The sequence below is a fragment of the Rhizobium sp. SRI_017 genome (genome assembly GCF_057586295.1).
This window is the reverse complement of record NZ_JBYCZP010000003.1, coordinates 274,632-292,275: the sequence shown is the minus strand read 5'-3', so window position 1 is coordinate 292,275 and position 17,644 is coordinate 274,632. Positions and strand designations below refer to the sequence as shown.

The 17,644-nt window shown below is 61.1% G+C and carries 14 protein-coding genes; 8 read left to right on the top strand and 6 right to left on the bottom strand.

Translation table 11 applies throughout. From position 1 onward, the window contains the following. Window positions 1-210: 210 nt before the first annotated feature. The 5 genes from AC2YI2_RS09105 to AC2YI2_RS09085 all read left to right on the top strand — a co-directional run bounded on the left by AC2YI2_RS09105 (window position 211) and on the right by AC2YI2_RS09085 (window position 8,623). Window positions 211-1,401, top strand: coding sequence for an acyltransferase family protein (locus AC2YI2_RS09105; RefSeq protein ID WP_487386147.1), 1,191 nt, complete (start codon window positions 211-213; stop codon window positions 1,399-1,401). Between the two features lie 154 nt (window positions 1,402-1,555). Further along, window positions 1,556-4,585 (top strand): excinuclease ABC subunit UvrB, encoded by a 3,030-nt coding sequence (gene uvrB / locus AC2YI2_RS09100; RefSeq protein WP_487386146.1) that lies wholly within the window; start codon window positions 1,556-1,558, stop codon window positions 4,583-4,585. A gap of 147 nt (window positions 4,586-4,732) precedes the next feature. After that, a complete protein-coding gene (locus AC2YI2_RS09095; RefSeq protein ID WP_487386145.1) occupies window positions 4,733-5,224 on the top strand; it encodes a hypothetical protein in 492 nt (163 codons plus the stop codon). Between the two features lie 148 nt (window positions 5,225-5,372). Further along, window positions 5,373-7,184 carry a hypothetical protein gene (locus AC2YI2_RS09090; RefSeq protein WP_487386144.1) on the top strand — a complete coding sequence of 604 codons (1,812 nt, stop codon included), beginning with the start codon at window positions 5,373-5,375 and terminating at the stop codon, window positions 7,182-7,184. A gap of 161 nt (window positions 7,185-7,345) precedes the next feature. Beyond that, window positions 7,346-8,623, top strand: a complete 1,278-nt coding sequence (locus AC2YI2_RS09085) for a CAP domain-containing protein (RefSeq protein WP_487386143.1) — start codon at window positions 7,346-7,348, stop codon at window positions 8,621-8,623. A 67-nt stretch (window positions 8,624-8,690) separates the two neighbouring features. Here AC2YI2_RS09085 and AC2YI2_RS09080 read toward each other — a convergent pair whose 3' ends face one another. Beyond that, entirely contained in the window at window positions 8,691-9,905 is a 1,215-nt protein-coding gene (locus AC2YI2_RS09080; RefSeq protein ID WP_487386142.1) for an MFS transporter, read from the bottom strand. A gap of 123 nt (window positions 9,906-10,028) precedes the next feature. Then, window positions 10,029-10,394, bottom strand: coding sequence for an ArsR/SmtB family transcription factor (locus AC2YI2_RS09075; protein WP_487386141.1), 366 nt, complete (start codon window positions 10,392-10,394; stop codon window positions 10,029-10,031). A 184-nt stretch (window positions 10,395-10,578) separates the two neighbouring features. Here AC2YI2_RS09075 and AC2YI2_RS09070 point away from each other — a divergent pair, with 184 nt between their 5' ends. After that, complete coding sequence (locus tag AC2YI2_RS09070) at window positions 10,579-11,070, top strand: histidine kinase (RefSeq protein WP_487386140.1); 492 nt, start codon at window positions 10,579-10,581, stop codon at window positions 11,068-11,070. Between the two features lie 66 nt (window positions 11,071-11,136). On the opposite strand, the gene AC2YI2_RS09065 is transcribed toward AC2YI2_RS09070, so the two are convergent. Both AC2YI2_RS09065 and dusA read right to left on the bottom strand, forming a co-directional pair. Beyond that, window positions 11,137-11,427, bottom strand: coding sequence for a DUF1236 domain-containing protein (locus AC2YI2_RS09065; RefSeq protein WP_487386139.1), 291 nt, complete (start codon window positions 11,425-11,427; stop codon window positions 11,137-11,139). 193 nt (window positions 11,428-11,620) lie between these two features. Then, window positions 11,621-12,646, bottom strand: a complete 1,026-nt coding sequence (dusA, locus tag AC2YI2_RS09060; protein ID WP_487386138.1) for a tRNA dihydrouridine(20/20a) synthase DusA — start codon at window positions 12,644-12,646, stop codon at window positions 11,621-11,623. Between the two features lie 161 nt (window positions 12,647-12,807). On the opposite strand from dusA, the gene AC2YI2_RS09055 reads away from it, so the two are divergent. Further along, window positions 12,808-13,068, top strand: a complete 261-nt coding sequence (locus AC2YI2_RS09055; RefSeq protein ID WP_487386137.1) for a hypothetical protein — start codon at window positions 12,808-12,810, stop codon at window positions 13,066-13,068. 87 nt (window positions 13,069-13,155) lie between these two features. Here AC2YI2_RS09055 and AC2YI2_RS09050 read toward each other — a convergent pair whose 3' ends face one another. After that, window positions 13,156-13,845: a TerC family protein gene (locus AC2YI2_RS09050; protein ID WP_487386136.1), complete on the bottom strand. Its 690-nt coding sequence runs from the start codon at window positions 13,843-13,845 to the stop codon at window positions 13,156-13,158. A gap of 169 nt (window positions 13,846-14,014) precedes the next feature. Here AC2YI2_RS09050 and AC2YI2_RS09045 point away from each other — a divergent pair, with 169 nt between their 5' ends. Then, window positions 14,015-14,542: a gamma carbonic anhydrase family protein gene (locus AC2YI2_RS09045; protein WP_487386135.1), complete on the top strand. Its 528-nt coding sequence runs from the start codon at window positions 14,015-14,017 to the stop codon at window positions 14,540-14,542. Between the two features lie 2 nt (window positions 14,543-14,544). Here the strand turns inward: AC2YI2_RS09045 and AC2YI2_RS09040 are convergent, their stop codons facing one another. Continuing rightward, entirely contained in the window at window positions 14,545-17,484 is a 2,940-nt protein-coding gene (locus AC2YI2_RS09040) for a putative bifunctional diguanylate cyclase/phosphodiesterase (RefSeq protein ID WP_487386134.1), read from the bottom strand. Window positions 17,485-17,644 lie beyond the last annotated feature (160 nt).

Below are 17,644 nucleotides of genomic sequence, written 5' to 3'. Positions count from 1 at the left end.
GAATGGAAATTGGTGGTCCGCTGCCAGCATGCTAGTGCCAGAAAGAAACGCTTCTTCGCCACACGTCCATAGATGGAACGCCCGCCTAACGGGAGCTTGCGATCTTAACCTCGTTTGGCGAAAGGGAGCGCCTCCGCCGGGCCAATACTGGGTAAATTAACCGCCATATGGCATCTAGATCGTCAGATGTCGTGTTTGACGAGTATTTCCGTGCGCTATCTTGCTTTCGATGGATTGAGAGGCGTGTTTGCGCTCCTTGTTGTCGTGGGTCACATACCCGCCGCCACATTCCTGCGGCGATACGGTTATGATGACGCCTCCGATATGGTCGTGGACTTCTTCTTCGTTCTGAGCGGTTTCGTCATCGTTGCCGGCTACGAGGAGAAGCTGTTGCGCGGCTACGGCGCGCTGCGATTCCTGATCGAGCGACTGGGACGCATCTACCCCATTCATTTCGTCATGCTCATGCTCTTCGTGCTGACGGAAATTGCCGTCGCGACCGTGCTTCATTCGCTTGGCCAGTCCGGTCGTATGGCATTCGACGAATCCAAGGCGATCTCCGCCATCTTCACCAATCTCGTGCTCATCCAGGGCTGGCATCTGCACGACCACCCGACATGGAACTTTCCGACCTGGAGCCTGTCCACCGAGTGGGCCACCTACATCATATTTGCGGTTGCCGTCGTGCTTTTGCGCAGGCGCTTCCTGGCCGTCGCGGTGGTTGGCCTGGTCGGCGCGGCGATGGTGCTCGCATTTGTAGCGCCGCACCACATGGACTCCTTCTATGATTTCGGCGTCTTCCGTTCCATTCTCGGCTTCTCCGCCGGTGCGCTCGCATACTACGCGCATGTCGCCATCAGCCGCCGATGGCCCCTAGAAACCATGCGTTCAATGGTGTTCACCGCATTCGAAATCAGCGGGATGGCCGGACTGTTCCTTCTTCACCATGCGCTGGTCGGCAGCCAATGGGCCGTTGTGGTCCCGCCGCTGTTTGCGGTGATGCTGGTGGTCTTCGCCTATGGGCGCGGAGCCGTCTCCGCGCTGATGGCGTCCCGGGTATTCGTCTATTTCGGCACCATTTCGCTGTCGATCTACGTCGTCCACGTCTGGCTTATGATGCGGGCCGACAATGTCGTCGCCCTTTTGTCGCGTCTGACGGGCCTTCACATGGTCGATTACGTCGCCGAGGGCGGCGAAAAGCATCTCGCGTTGGCCTTCTCGCCTCTCGTCTCCGATCTCTACGCTTTCGCCCTCCTCGCTGGCGTCGTCTTGGTGAGCCATTTCACCCACCGGTTTATCGAGCTTCCGGGACAGGCACGTTTCAAGGGCTTTGCAAGGCGTTTCGCCTCGGATGTGCCGAACCGCGATCCGGTAGTCACGGCCACCGCGCCCAGCAAATAGCGCACGCGTGAGGAGCACCCGCAACCTTTCTCTGGTGTTTGGAACAGCGTCTCACGAAGGCACCATCGACTGCTGACACGAACTGTCAGCATGTCGCCCACCTTTCCACCTGCCCAGCCTTTATTTTCCGCGATTCCCTTGCCATATATCGACCATGGCAAAATCTCCGAAAAAAGCTCCTGATGGATTCGAGGAAGCCCCCCAGGCCGCCTTCGAAGGCGAGCCGCTGTCCGGCTCGGTTTCCGATTGGGTCAAGCAACTCGAGCAGGATGCCGAGCAGCAGTCGCGTACCGAGAGCATGCGCGAGATCCGCTCCAAGGCCGGCAAGCACCGGAAGGCAGTGGAAAACTCAGCGCGCCAGCATAGCGAAAGCCAGGTTGGCGACAAGCGCTCCGCCCGTGGCGGTTCGCTTGGCGGTTCCAACGATCCGCGAACCCGCGCCGCGGCGGGCCTCAACCCGGTCGCCGGCCTCGACATATCGCTGGAGGATGCCGAACGGTTGAATGCCGAGAGCGCCAGCCGCAACAAGAAACGCGCCGCCGCCAATGACGAGGCAACCGGCACCGACAATCTCGCCTCCGGCGCCGTCACAGCGACAGTCGATGCGCTCGCCAAGCTCATCGAATCCGGCAATCCGCTGTTCAAGGACGGCAAGATCTGGACGCCGCATCGCCCTTCGCGACCGGAAAAATCCGAGGGCGGCATCGCCTTCGATCTCGTCACCGATTACCAGCCCGCCGGCGACCAGCCGACGGCGATCGCAGACCTCATGGACGGGCTGGCTTCCGGCGAACGCAGCCAGGTGCTGCTCGGCGTCACCGGTTCGGGCAAGACCTTCACCATGGCCCAGGTCATCGCCCGCAGCCAGCGCCCGGCCGTCATCCTGGCGCCCAACAAGACCCTGGCCGCCCAGCTCTATTCCGAATTCAAGAACTTCTTCCCCAACAACGCGGTCGAATATTTCGTCTCCTATTACGACTATTACCAGCCCGAAGCCTACGTCCCGCGCACCGACACCTATATCGAGAAGGAATCGACGATCAACGAGCAGATCGACCGGATGCGGCACTCCGCCACCCGTGCGATCCTCGAACGCGACGATTGCATCATCGTCGCCTCGGTCTCCTGCATCTACGGTATCGGCTCGGTCGAGACCTATACGGCGATGACCTTCCAGATCGATGTCGGCGACCGGCTCGACCAGCGCCAGCTGCTCGCCGACCTTGTGGCCCAGCAGTACAAGCGCCGCGACATGGATTTCCAGCGCGGTTCGTTCCGTGTGCGCGGCGATACGATCGAACTCTTCCCCGCCCACTTGGAGGATGCCGCCTGGCGCATCACCATGTTCGGCGACGAGGTCGAGTCGATCACCGAATTCGACCCGCTGACCGGCAAGAAGACCGGCGACCTGAAGTCGGTCAAGATCTACGCCAACTCGCACTATGTAACGCCGCGCCCTGCCCTCAATTCGGCGATCAAATCGATCAAGGAAGAGTTGAAGTTTCGCCTCGAAGAGCTTGAAAAGGCTGGACGACTTCTCGAGGCCCAGCGCCTCGAACAGCGCACCCGCTACGACCTCGAAATGCTCGAGGCCACCGGCTCCTGCCAGTCGATCGAAAACTATTCGCGCTACCTCACCGGCCGCAAGCCCGGCGAGCCGCCGCCGACTTTGTTCGAGTATATCCCCGACAACGCCATCCTCTTCATCGACGAGAGCCATGTCAGCGTGCCGCAGATCGGCGGCATGTATCGCGGCGACTTCCGCCGCAAGGCGACGTTGGCCGAATTCGGCTTCCGCCTGCCCTCCTGCATGGACAACCGCCCGCTCCGCTTCGAGGAATGGGATGCAATGCGTCCCGACACCGTCTCGGTCTCGGCAACCCCGGGCAATTGGGAAATGGAACAGTCCGGCGGCGTCTTCGCCGAACAGGTCATCCGCCCGACCGGCCTGATCGATCCGCCGGTCGAAGTCCGACCGGCCCGCAGCCAGGTCGACGATGTGCTCGGCGAGATCCGCGAGACCGCGCTCAAGGGCTACCGCACGCTCGTGACCGTGCTGACCAAGCGCATGGCCGAGGACCTCACCGAGTACCTGCACGAACAGGGCGTCCGCGTCCGCTACATGCATTCCGACATCGACACGCTGGAGCGCATCGAGATCATCCGAGATCTCCGCCTCGGCGCCTTCGACGTCCTCGTCGGCATCAACCTGCTGCGCGAGGGCCTCGACATCCCGGAATGCGGCTTCGTCGCCATCCTCGACGCCGACAAGGAAGGCTTCCTGCGTTCCGAGACCTCGCTGGTCCAGACGATCGGCCGCGCCGCCCGTAATGTCGACGGCAAGGTCATTCTCTATGCCGACAACATCACCGGCTCGATGGAACGCGCGATGGGCGAAACCTCGCGCCGCCGCGAGAAGCAGGTCGCCTACAACACCGCCCATGGAATCACGCCGGAAAGCGTCAAGGCCCGTATCTCCGACATCCTCGACAGCGTCTATGAACGCGACCACGTCCGCGCCGATATCGGCGTCAAGGGCGTCAAGGGTGGCGCCAACGAACTTGTCGGCGGCAATATGCAGGCCCATCTCAACGCGCTCGAAAAGAACATGCGTGACGCCGCCGCCAATCTCGACTTCGAGACCGCAGCTCGGCTGCGCGACGAGATCAAGCGCCTCAAGGCCGTCGAACTCGCAACGATGGACGACCCGCTGGCACGGGAAGAGGCCCGCGGTCAGGAGAAGGCAAGCAAGAGCAGCGGCAAGTCGCTCTTCGCCAAGCCCTCACTCGATGACATGGGACCAGGCACCGACATGGAGCAGCCGCTCCCCAAGCAATCGCCGAAGGATCGCGGCGAGGTCAAGGATAGCTCGCTGTTCCGCAAGCCGACGCTGGACGACATGGGTCGTGACATCTCGGAACCCGCGGCGCGCGGCCAGTCGCTGTTCAGGAAGAACGATCTCGACGAAATGACCGTCCGGCGCACCGAGAAGCCAGCCTCTGTGGCCCAGTTGCCGGACAAGCCTGTCGATCCCACGGCCAAGGTGAAGCGCGAAGGCCAGCCGGAGCGCGGCGACGAAGGCTTCAAGCCTGTCCTTCGCGGCAAGGTCGGCGTCGGCTCCTACGAGGATCCGTCCGACCAGCGCAAGCGCGGCAAGGGCAAATCCGGCAAGCCGGGGGCATAGATCCTCGTCTCCCGCCACATGATCGGCTTCGCCGCGTCGAACGGCGATGCACGGGCGAAATGCACCCAAATTTCGTCAGAATGGCTCCTATCGCGGAAGGTCCAGATGTATATGCTGCCGCCGCGCGACCCCAATGGAGCTCCCCCGATGCGAAATCTTCTGCTTGCCGCTGCAGCGGCCCTCTTCGTCGCCACCACCGCCCAGGCCGGCGAAGTCAAATTCCCCGCCGGTGACCCGGTCGCGGTCATCACAATCCCGGACGGGTGGACCGCCAAGGAAGACGACGGCGCGCTCGATGTCTCTTCGCCCGAGGATTCAGTCTATCTCGGCATTGAGGCTGCCGACGCGGCAGAGGCCAAGGATAGCATGAACGAATGGGCCAAGTGGCTTGTCGGACAGGGCGTCAAAGTCGATGACAAGACGCGCAAAGACTCCACCGGGACGATCAATGGCATGGCCTATGCCGCCATCGATGCCGACGGCACGGACAAGGAAGGCCCGGTCTCGATCTTCTTCGCGGCGCTGGAGCTCAACAAGGAAAGCCAGGTCCTCTTCACCTACTGGGCGACCAAGGACGAGCAGCAGAAATACCTTCCGGCCGTCCGCGACATGCTGCGTTCGGTGAAGCCAGTCCAGTGATCAGCCGTGACGCGCAAAGTGCGCGTTGTCTTGGTGAGATCGGCACCCGATATGGGGCCGATCCGTTTCTGAGGGACACAACACCGACAAATTGACTTCTTACATCCCGGCTACGATAGATTGCGCGATGGGCATGAAGGAGTCTTTGATGGCGTGGGCAAGAGATCGGCTGATATCCCCTTCTGAAGAATACGGGGCTGCGAAGTTCAGCACCACCCAGCTTTCGAATGGCGGATGGGTTACGGCCTGGTTCGTCCAGCACGACAACTACACCTATAGCGTCCGAGCGCAGGTCTTCGACTCGACCGGCGCAATGGCGGGCGACCCGCTCGAAGTCTCCCCGGTCGCTGACCTCACCTATCTCGAGATCGACACCATAGCCCAGCCGGATGGCGCCTGGACCGTGCGATGGGCGCTTTACGACAGCAATGCGGCTGCGGACAGCGAGGTCCATTACCGGAAATACGACCAGCTCGCCAATGTCATCGGCAGCTGGGACTACGCCGACATTAAACACAGCTTGCCACAAAAAGACTTCGCCGATGGCACTTTCCTGTCGAATGGCGTGAAATACGGCACAGGTTTCATCAGGACGGATGCGACAGGCGCGATCCTCGCGACCTATGCCGCCCCGGACATCGAACGGGAAGTCTTTGTATCCGACTTCGATATTCTCGCCGACGGCGGCTGGGTCGTGACCTGGCGTGACCGTTCTGCCGGCACGTTCAACATGCAGAGATATGATGCCGAAGGCGCGATTTCCGGCGATCGGCAAACCCTTGTTGATGGTGACTTTATATCAAGTTTTGTCAGCCACGTGAACGCGCTCAGCGACGGTGGCTGGCTGGTCACCTGGACCGATGACGAGGGTGCGCTGTTCCTGAGCCGGTTCGACGCGGACGGGGATACGTTGGTCGACAGCGAGCTCATGGAGTATCCCGACACCGCATGGGACAGGCTCGGCAACATCGTTGCCCTGCCCGACGGCGGCTGGATGGCGAGTTGGACGCTTCTCGGCTCGGGTAAAGACCCGAAATGTTTCATCCAGAGCTTTCGCGCGGACGGCACCGGGAGAGGCGATCCGATCAAATTTGGCACCTATTTCGGCAGCACGCCGGAGATTACCCAACTCGATGACGGTGGCTGGCTTGCGACATGGAGCGGAGGCTCGGCGCCGGACGGTTGGCGGAGTGTCTACCAACAGCGATTCAGCGAGAACGGCGATCTTGTCGTTTCACACACGGCGCCGGATGGCACCGATGGCGAATTCATCGTCCCCGAAGACGCGACATTTATCCTGTCCAAGGACGCCCTCGGATTCCGCGACTTCAATCGCCACAGTTTTGCCGGCGCCACGATCACCGCAGCCTCGGGCGGCGGACAGATAACGCTGAACGGTCACCCGATCACATTCGATACGTTCATCTCGGCAAAAGCCATCGCTCAGGGGAGATTGTCCTGGACTCCGGACGCGGAAGAATTCGGCACCGATTACGCGACGATCAGTTTCAAGGTTCATGACACGGGCGACACCAAGAACGGGGGCCAAACCATCGACCGAACGGCCAATACTCTCACCTTCGACGTGCGGCACGTCAACGACTGGTTCAAGGGAACGGACGGCAAGGACGTCCTGATAGGCACCTATGATAGCGACCGCTTCGACGGCTTCGATGGAAATGATCGGATGACGGGAAATGGCGGTGCAGACATGTTCAAATTCCGAATTGGCCACGGCAAGGACGTCATCACCGACTTCGAGACGGCGGGCCTCGACTATGACCGTCTCACGATGAACTACTCACACCTGATATCATTCGACAGCTTCATTAAGCGCTTCGTATCTCAACGTGGCGCCGACACGATCATAGTGGACCACACCGGATCGCATCCGAAAGACGAGATCGTCCTGTTGGGGGTCGACATGAATACCCTGACCGAGGAACATCTCAGTTACTAGCCGCGCCGAGACTTGCAGCGCTCAAATCATCTCCGCCAATAAGCCGTCCAACTTGATAGGGCCAGTTCACTAAGCCGGGGCTTTTCTTTTGCCGCAAAGAGGCGAACATTGCCGGCTCAACCACATGACCGAATTTGGCGCCGCATCGACAGGAGGCTCGCATGTCGAACATGACCCCGCAGGAACAGCTGATGCTGGAACTCATCAACCGCGCCCGGATGGATCCGAACGGCGAGGCCAAGCGGTTCGGCATAGGCTTGAATGAAGGCGTCGCCGCGGGCGACAAGATCACGAAGGCGCCCAAGGAGGTCCTGGCCGGCAATGACGACCTGCTCCAGGCCGCCAACAGCCACAGTGACTGGATGATCAAGGAGGACGTTTTCGCGCATGAGGAAACCGGCGGCGGCAGCACCGGCAGGAACCCGGACGACCGCATGGAGGCGGCGGGCTATGTTTTCACCGCGCCCTCGGCCTCGGGTGAGAATATCAGCTTCCGCGGTTCGTCGGGCGCGATCAACGAAACCGAGATGATCATCCAGCAGCATGCGGATCTCTTCATCGACAAGGGCGTCGACGGCCGCGGACATCGTCTGAATATCCTGAGCGACCTCTTCAAGGAGGTCGGCGTCGGCCAGGAAACCGGAAAGTTCACCTCGAGCGGCCAGACGTTCAACGCCTCCATGGTGACGCAGGATTTTGCCAAATCCGGCAGCAGCGCCTTCGTGACGGGCGTCGTCTACAACGACACGACGATCGACGACGACTTTTTCAGCGTCGGCGAACAGGTTGCGGGCCGGACAGTGAATGCCGGCGGCGGCATCAACGACCAGACCGGTGCAGGCGGAGGCTACGAGCTCGAATTCGAGTCCGGCGGGGCAAAGTCCATCGACTTCAATATCGCCGGCGGCACGGTTACCGTCGAGCTCACGCTCGGCGCCACCAATGTCAAGGTCGACGTCGTCAATGGCACAGAGGTCTGGACCAATGCCACGATCGACGACGTCTCCGCCAATGTCACCGAAATCCATCTTCTCGGCGTCGGCAAGGCAGACCTGCATGGTGCCGATAGCGGCCAGGCGATGTTTGCCAATGCCGGCCTCAACACGTTCGAGGGCAATGGCGGCGGCGATGATTTCGTCTTTCTCAAGCGCACCACCGGCAAGACCGAAGCGAAGGCGGACACGATCGCCGACTTCTCACAGGGCGATGGCGACCAGATCGACCTGCATTTCTGGGATGCGAGTTCCAAGCAAACCGGAAACCAGGATTTCGATTTCATCGGCACGCAAAACTTTCAAGGTACGACCGGGGAACTGCGCTTCGTCCAGGACGGCGGCGAGACGCGGATCGAGGGCGACACCAATGGCGACCGTAAGGCCGACCTGATGATCCGCCTGGACGGAACGGTCACCCTCGTTGCAGGGGATTTTGACCTTTAGTCCACGAAGAGTGGCCGAAGCGGGACCCCCAAGACCCCGCTTCGCCAGAGACAATCTTTTTCCGGGCTCAGGCAGCGACAGGCTGCGCCGCACCCTTCGGGAACGGCCTGAACAGCATGGCAATCAGGAAGGCGCCGATGCCCATGCCGCAAGCGCCGACATAGAGCCATGTGTAGCTGGCGAAGGTGTCGTAGATCAGCCCGCCGGCCAGCGGGCCGAGCGCCATGCCGAGACCGCCTGCCATCGATGTGGCGCCGATCACGGTTCCCATCATCCGCTGCGGGAAATTCTCGCGCGCCAGCACGGCATAGAGCGGCATGACGCCGGCATAAATGAAGCCGAAGATCGCCGCGACGATATAGAAGGAGACCAGGCCGCTTGCCAGCAGATAGGCGAGCGCTCCGAGCGACTGGGTCAGGAGCCCGAGCACCAGGATCTGCTTTGCGCCGAAACGGTCGCCAAGCAGGCCGAAGGCCACACGTCCCCCCATGCCGGCCAACCCTTCGATACTGTAGATCGTCACCGCGGCGATCATCGGAATGCCGCAGGCGACGGCATAGCTAACGGTGTGGAAGATCGGCCCGGAATGGGTGGCGCAGCAGAAGAAGTTGGTCAGCACCAGAACGATGAATTGCGGCGTGCGCACGGCCTCAGCGACCGACATGGATGCCTGGGGATGGGCACCCGCCTGCCCGGGCGCGGGCTCTTCCTCACTGGCCGGAGGGCGTTTGATGAGCAGCCCTGCCGGGATCATCAGGACGGCGCAAATGCCGGCGAGGATCAGCATGGAGGTCCGCCAGTTATAGTCGGTGACCAACCAGGCGGCGAGTGGCGACATGGTCATCGGCGCCATGCCCATGCCGGCGGAGACCAGGGAGACCGCGAGGCTGCGGTGTGTGTCGAACCAACCGGTGACACAGGCCATCATCGGCGCAAAGACCGCGGCCGTGGCCCCACCCAATATCAATCCGAAAAGCAGCTGAAATTCGATCAGCGAGCTTGCGCGGCTGGCAAGCGCCAGGCTGCCGGCAATGAGGACAGAGCCAACAAGCAGCACCGGCCGCGGCCCGATCCGGTCGGAGAGCCCGCCCCAGGCCATGCTGGCAAAAGCCATGGCCAGGAAACCGATGGTCATTGCTGTCGAAATGCCGGTCACCGACCAGCCAGTCTCTGCAGCCATCGGCCGCAGAAATACCGGCAGCGAGAACATAGCGCCGATGGCCAGGCAACCCAGAAGGCCGCCTGCCGCGACGATGACCCAGCGATATTGCGAATTCGTCATGCCATTCTCCCCTTCCATCCGCGGCGAGCGACCAGGGCGCCAGCCGGCTCTAACCTTGATCAGTCTTGTCGAACGAGCGACGCCGGATCCGACAGGTGTCCGCAAGAAATCTTGCGCAGCACGTCATCTCTTCCGCGCCTCGGCTTCCAGCTGGGCGCGAACATGTTCGTCCGCCAGCAATTCATCCAGCGCATCGAGCCGCTCAGTCCAGAATTGCCTGTAGAAGCCCAGCCAACCATGCGCCTGCTCGAGCGGTCGCGGGTCGAGGCGGCAGACATGGGTGCGGCCGCGCACCTCGCGCTGTATCAGCCCGGCATTCTCGAGCGTCTTGATGTGCTTGGAGGCAGCCGCGAGCGATATCTCGAACGGCTCCGCCAGTTGTCCGACCGTGCGCTCCCCTCGGCTCAGGTCGTAGAGCATGCGCCGCCGCGTGGCATCGCCGAGGGCGTGGAAGATGGTGTCCATCTGAAATGTTTGTAATTCAACCATGCGGTTAAATGTATTTGACGGCAACGAAACTGTCAACCATCTGGTTAAATATCAGCGGCAATTGCCACCCAGCCTCCATCCGACTTTTTTTGGGCGCGTCTGCTCCGACATCGAATTGTCACGCGCAGATCGGCCAAACATCGGTTATGTCTAGATTATTGACAAATACCAAGGGAGACCGTCCATGAAGACCGCCGCATTCGCCACCCTCGCCCTGCTGCTCGCCACCGGCTCCGCCTATGCCGGCGAAATCAAATTCCCGTCCGACGCGCCCGTCGCGTCCGTCACCTTCCCGGATGGCTGGGGCGAGAAGGAAACGGACACCGGCATCGACGCGACGGCGCCAGACGAGTCGATTTACATCTCGGTCGATGTTGCCGAACCGAAGGCCACCAACCAGACCGTGACCGATGCCGTAACCTGGCTGAAGGATCAGGGCGTGACCGTCGACACTGCCACGGCCAAGGAATCCAAGGGCAAGCTCAACGGCATGGAAGCCGTCAATGTCGATTGGTCCGGCACCGACAAGGATGGTGACGTCTCGATCAGCCTAGCGCTGATTGCGGTTACTGCCGACAAGGTTCTGGTCATCACCTACTGGGGCACCAAGGGAGAGCAGGAAAAGAATGGCGCTGCCATGAACGGCATCATAAACTCGATCAAGCCCGCTCAATAGACGCTAGCCAGGAGAGACACGAACGCCGCCCGGAAACAGGGCGGCGTTTTCAACAAGCGACTGAGATCACTGATAGATCTTGAGGACCTTACGGGTCCGCGGCTCAACGATCACCCTGTGCCGCTTGACAATCACGTAGCCGTAATCGTCATATTCCGGCACGTCCCTGATGACGACGTCTTCAGGCAACGTGTCGCCGACGACAACGTCTTCATCATACACGGCGGTATCGTCAAATGGCTGCTCGGCGACATAGCTGTCGACCTCACCGGGAACCACGATCACATCTTCCGCCCGGGCGGTCACGGCAAGGGTGGTGGCCGCGGCCAGCGTCACGGCGAAAAGCTTCGCTTTCATAAGTCTCTCCTTTCGATCCGGCATCTGCCGATATCGGCCAATGCCTCCGAGACCGAATGGTTCCGGCTTGCTTTCGTCCGGCGGCATCCATGGGCGAGCCAAGCCGCAAGTATCGGCTCGAACCTCGCGGCTCCATCGAACTCAAGGGAAAGGCGCCTGCGCCGACCTGTTGCCTGGGCGAAAAGCCCCCGGTTTAGGCGGCCAGAAGCGACGGCATCACAGCCTCAAAAGCCCGGACAATGACCTCCGGCCCCGCGCCTGGCCTCGTCGCCTCGGTCGAAAGGATCTGGCGATAGCGGCGGGCCCCATCAACGCCCTGGAAAAGGCCAACCATGTGGCGGGTCACGTGACCCAGCCGGCCGCCGGAGGCGATATGAGCCGCGGCATGTTCCATCATCGCATCGCGGACAAAGGCCCAGTCTGCCACGGTTTTCGGCGCGCCATAGACGCGACGGTCTGCATCCACCAACAGCGCTGCATTGTGATAGGCCGCACGCCCAAGCATCACGCCGTCGACATGGGCGAAATGCGCTTCCGCCTCGTCCAGACTAGCGATCCCGCCATTGATCCCGATGAACACATCGGGATATTTCTGCTTCAGCCGATAGACGCGGTCATAGTCGAGCGGAGGAATGTCCCGGTTCTCCTTGGGGCTCAGGCCCTGCAGCCAGGCCTTGCGGGCATGAACCCAGATCGCATCGGCCCCCGCCGCGAGCACATCCGCCGCCAGCGTATCGAGAGCGATCTCAGGATCCTGGTCATCGACACCAATGCGGCACTTCACCGTCACCGGCACATCCGACGCGGACTTCATCGCGGCAATGCAATCCGCCACCAGCCGCGGCTCACGCATCAGGCAGGCACCGAACGTCCCCGACTGAACGCGGTCGGACGGACAGCCGACATTGAGATTGATCTCGTCATAGCCGAACGCACTGCCGATCCGGGTCGCCTCAGCGAGCTTTACTGGGTCGGAGCCCCCGAGCTGGAGGGCAACAGGATGCTCCGACGGATCGTAGCCGAGCAGCCGGTCGCGCTTACCGTGGATCGCTGCATCGGCCACCACCATCTCGGTATAGAGGAGACTCTCGCGCGTCAGCAACCGATGGAGAAACCGGCAATGCCTATCCGTCCAGTCCATCATCGGAGCAATGGCTAGCAGCTTCCGTCCCGGAGCGAGCCTATAGAGCGAGGTGTCGGCCTTCATGAGCGCTTTCATCTTTCCACTTTCCCGGTCATCTAGCGCGTCAGTCGCCAATTTTCCATAGGCTGGACCGACTCGGGCTTCAAATCGCGTGAAGGCGATGGCGGAACCTTCCGACCATGAGCCCATTGAATTGTCAGAATGCAAACGACCCAATCGAACAGAAGGAGCAGAACATGTCATTGCTCGAAAGGATCAAGGCCACCATTTTCGGCGAAGCACCACCGCCTCCGCCGCGAGCTGTGGAAGAAGACAATGATGACGTCTGGACCGCCATGCGCCGGGCTGCGGACGGAGACAGGTCGAATGTTTCGACACCCGCCGACGATCCTGTCATGGACGAGGTCGCAGCCGCTGGTGTTCAACCCATCAGCAAGCCCGTCGACATCGAAGAGGCACAGAACCCGAAGCGATGGCCCACCGACCGGCTGAACTGAGGTGCAATAGGCGATCCGAAACAGAAAGGCGGCCCGACATTTGCGCGGGCCGCCTTTTGTTTTGGACGCACTCTCTCTTGCCGGCTCCTAGTGGACCGCCGGCACGCCGCTCTTGAGCAGCGGAATGGCCGGCAGCGTATGGCCGAGCACCTGGTCGGCGCCCTCATAGATCATGCGGACGGCGACATAGAGGATGATGACGAAGCCGACCCAGGCAATCCACTTGTGGCGGTTGAGAAGCTTGGCAATGAAGGCAGAGGCAACGCCCATCAGCACGACGGAGAGGCCGAGACCGAAGATCAGCGCCCAGAAATGATCCTTCGCCGCGCCGGCAACGGCGAGCACATTGTCGAGCGACATCGACACGTCGGCGATGATGATCTGGACCACGGACTGACGAAGAGTCTTGGTGCCTGGCCTGCTGCCAATTCTGCCATCGGCATTGGTGTCGGAATTGTCCAGCGCCTCCTCGGCCTCGTGCACCTGGTGCTCGGTGGTCGTGAGTTCGCGGTACATCTTCCAGCAGACCCATAGCAGCAGGATGCCGCCGAGCAGGATCAAGCCGATGATGCCCATCAGCCAGGTGGTCATCAGCGCGAAGACGATGCGCAGTACGGTGGCGGCGAGAATTCCGATCAGGATCGCCTTGCGACGCAGGTCCGGTGCGAGGCCTGCGGCCGCCATGCCGATGACGATGGCATTGTCCCCCGCAAGCACGAGGTCGATCATGATGACTTGCAGGAAGGCGGCAAGCGCCGCATAATCGAGGCCCAACATGGTCTGATCTAATCTCCTAGGAAAGGCGTGGCGTTCACGGACTTTGTGCGAGCACTTGGACGGAATCGCCCGACGAGTCAACTGCCGCGCGCCTCACAAGCCCGTCTGCTAACGCCGAAGCGACCGCCACCGTTCCTCCGCCAACATGGAACCATCAAAAGGATTTCGCATGACGCTCTATGCCCTCGGCGACGATCGGCCGCAATTGCCCGACAATGGCGACTATTGGGTGGCGCCCGGCGCTCATGTGATCGGCAAGGTGCGATTGGGCTCGGGCGTCGGTATCTGGTTTGGCGTTGTGCTCCGCGGTGACAATGAGTTGATCGATATCGGCGCCGGCACCAATATCCAGGAGGGAGTCACCATTCATACTGACATGGGCTTTCCGGCGACGATCGGCAGCAATTGCACGGTTGGCCACAATGCGATTATCCATGGCTGCACGATCGGCAACAACTCGCTGATCGGAATGGGTGCAACCATCCTCAACGGTGCGAAGATCGGCAAGAACTGCCTGGTTGGGGCCAATTCGCTGGTGACCGAAGGCAAGGAATTTCCAGACAATTCGCTGATCGTCGGTGCGCCGGCCAAGGTCGTTCGAACACTGGACGAGAAGGCTGCTGAAGCCCTGACCAAATCCGCCGAGCACTATGTCGCCAATGCGCGTCGATTCGCGAGGGACCTGAAGCCGCTCTGAAATCAGCCCGTAGCGCGCTGGGGCTGCTCGAACAGGGCGAGCGTGTCGACAGCGCGCATCGGACGGCCGAAGTAATAGCCCTGGGCGGTATCGCAACCGAGGCTGCGCAGGATTGCCGCCTGCTCCTCCGTCTCGACGCCCTCGGCCGTCGACTTCATGCCCAAGTCGCGGCAAAGATTGGTGACGGCGCGAACGATGGCCTTGGATTCGGGATCGTCGTTCATGCCGCGCACGAAGCTCTGATCGATCTTGATCTTGTCGAACGGGAATTTGCGGATATAGCTCAGCGACGAGTAGCCGGTGCCGAAATCGTCCATGGCGAAGCGCACGCCGAGTGCCTTGAGGTCATTGAGCACCGCACCCGTCTGCTCGCCATCCTGCAGGAATACCCCTTCCGTGATTTCCAGCAGCAACCGCTCGGCCGGCAGTCCCGATTTGTTGAGCGCACTGACGACTTTGAACTGAAGCTGACCAGTGCGGAACTGGACAGGGGAAACGTTGACCGCGACGGAAATATCCGACGGCCACGACAGGGCCTGTTTGGTGGCGGCTTCGAGCACCCAGCCACCGATCTCGTTGATCAGGCCGGTCTCTTCCGCAACCGGAATGAACTCGGCGGGCGAGACGAAACCGCGGAGCGGATGATGCCAGCGGATCAGTGCCTCGAAGGCGAGAACACGCTGGTCTTCGAGCGATACCAGCGGCTGATAGTAGAGTTCGAACTGCTCCAACGCGATTGCCTCGCGCAGGTCGCGCTCCATGTCGTGCCAGTCGCGCATCCGCCGGTCCATGTCCGGTTCGAAGAAGCGATAGCCGCCCTTCCCTTCCTGCTTGGCGCGATAGAGCGCCATGTCGGCATTTTTCAGCAATTCATCGGCATCCCGGCCGTCGCTCGGCGACAGGGCAATGCCGACCGACGTGCCGATGATGATGTGGTGACCTTCGATCTCGAAAGGCTGCGCAATGCAAGCGATGATGCGGCGGGCTAGATCTTCGACATCCTCCGTCTTGCCGATATGGTAGATCGCAAATTCATCGCCGCCGAGCCGGGCAGCAAAGCAATCGTCCCCGAGCGTGCGGCAGAAGCGGTTCGCGACCTCGACGAGAAGTGCATCGCCGATCGGATGGCCAAGCGTGTCATTGACGATCTTGAAGCGATCGAGATCGAGGAAGAGCAGAGCCGCAGCCGCGTCACCTGATTGCGCGATCACTTCATCGACATGGTTGCGGAACAGGACACGGTTCGCCAGACCCGTCAGGGCATCGTGAAGCGCCATATGGGCGATCTTCTCGCTCGCCATCTGCTTTTCGGTGACGTCTTCATGCGTGACCACGTGGCCGCCATCGGGCAGCTTCATGACCTTCATCGTCATGATGCGGCTGTCGTCGAGCTCGACGACACGATGAGAGGTGTCGAGCGTACGGTCGTTCTTGTCGGTCTCGTCGGAGATGACCCGCTTCACGCCCGCACCGTTCTGGCGGCAAAGCGAAATGAAATCCCGCACGGTCAGCCCCGCCAAGTCGCTGCGGTCGTCGAGATTGTAGATCTGTGCCAGACGCCGGTTGGCGACAATGATCTTGCCGTCCCTATCGAGCATGTAGAGGCCCTGCGGCATATTCTCGATCGCGCCATACAGGCGGTCGCGCTGCAGGCTGATTTCGGCACGTGAGGCTTCCTGCAGTTCGCGCCGGGCCTGTGTCAGGAGTTGGAAGGTCCGGGAGAATTGGATAGCAAGGTCACCGATCTCGTCGCCGCGCCTCAGCAGCGCCGCATCCACCGGATCGCCATCGTCGCGTAGAGCCAGGCGCAGCCGGTCAACATTGCCGGTGAGGATCTCAAGCGGCCGGGTGACCGCATTCTTGAAATACCAGCCGACGAGCAGCATGAACATGGTGAAGACCGCCATAGTGCTACCGATCTCCCAACTCGCACGATTGGCGTCCTTTTCCGTCTGCACCTGCGCGCGCCGGTTGATGCGCTGGGCGACATCCATGATGTTGAGCAGGGCCACCGAATACTGGCCGTGCTCGCGCTGCAGCCGTTCGACCAGGCTCTGGCGTCGGCCTTCGATCTCATGAAGCAGCGACGCCGACTTGAAGAGCGAACGAGGGCCGTCTTCGAACATGAACCGCATCTGCCTCACCATGGCAGTCAGCATGGCATATTCCGGCCCGCGCTCGATCTTCACGTAATAGGGACGGGCGGCGGCGATCGTGGTTTCGAAGGCAAGAAGCTTCGTGAGGTAGCTGCGGCGCCTGCGATCCAATTCATAGGACTTGGTCGTATTGGCGATGACGGTTCCCGCACCGCCGAGTTCGGTGACGAGAACGCGGATCTTGTAGAAATCGCGGATCTGCCGCCAGAAAGCGCCGATCTCGCTGTCGAGAGTCCGCGACAGACCATAGTTGGCGAGCGTGCCGCGCGGCATCGGTGAGGTCTTCTTGCGCCAGAGATCGGCGATCCGTTGTTCGAGCGCAAAGACACTCGTCGAGGCGTTGAGGCCTATTGCATTGGTGGCGACGCGGATGGATTTCTCAGCCGACGAAAAATGGCTTCGGGTCGTCGTGTAATCGTGACACAGATCGAGCAGTGCCTGCCGGGTGCGGAAGATCTTCTGGCCCGAGAACTCGTAGCGCTTGAGTTCCTTGAGCGCATTGGCCTCGAGCGCCATCCGCTTGAGGCTATCGAGCTTCTTCTTCTGCTCGGTCTGCGAATTGGCGAGGAACCGCGTCGCGCCTTCCAGTCCGGCGCAGTTGCGGATGACGGGATCGAAGACTGACTGGAGCTTCTGATAGCTCTCCGACAGGGATATGACACCGATCAGCAGGGGCGACGCGGCTTCGGAGGAGAAGGTTACCGACTGCTCGACGCGGCGGACATTGAAAATGGCGTTTGCGCCGGCGAAGAGCGAAATCGCCACCGCAACACTGACCCCAAGCATGACTTTGTAGCGGAAGCGCAGATTCGACTCGCGAAACTTGCTGCCTCGGCTTCCTAACGGGTTGCCCATCCCTCACCCGGTTTCTGCAGGTCGAAGCGCCTGCGTCCTGAGGGAGAATCATTACGTGTCACAACTTGAGATTCGATTAACTTGCGATCAA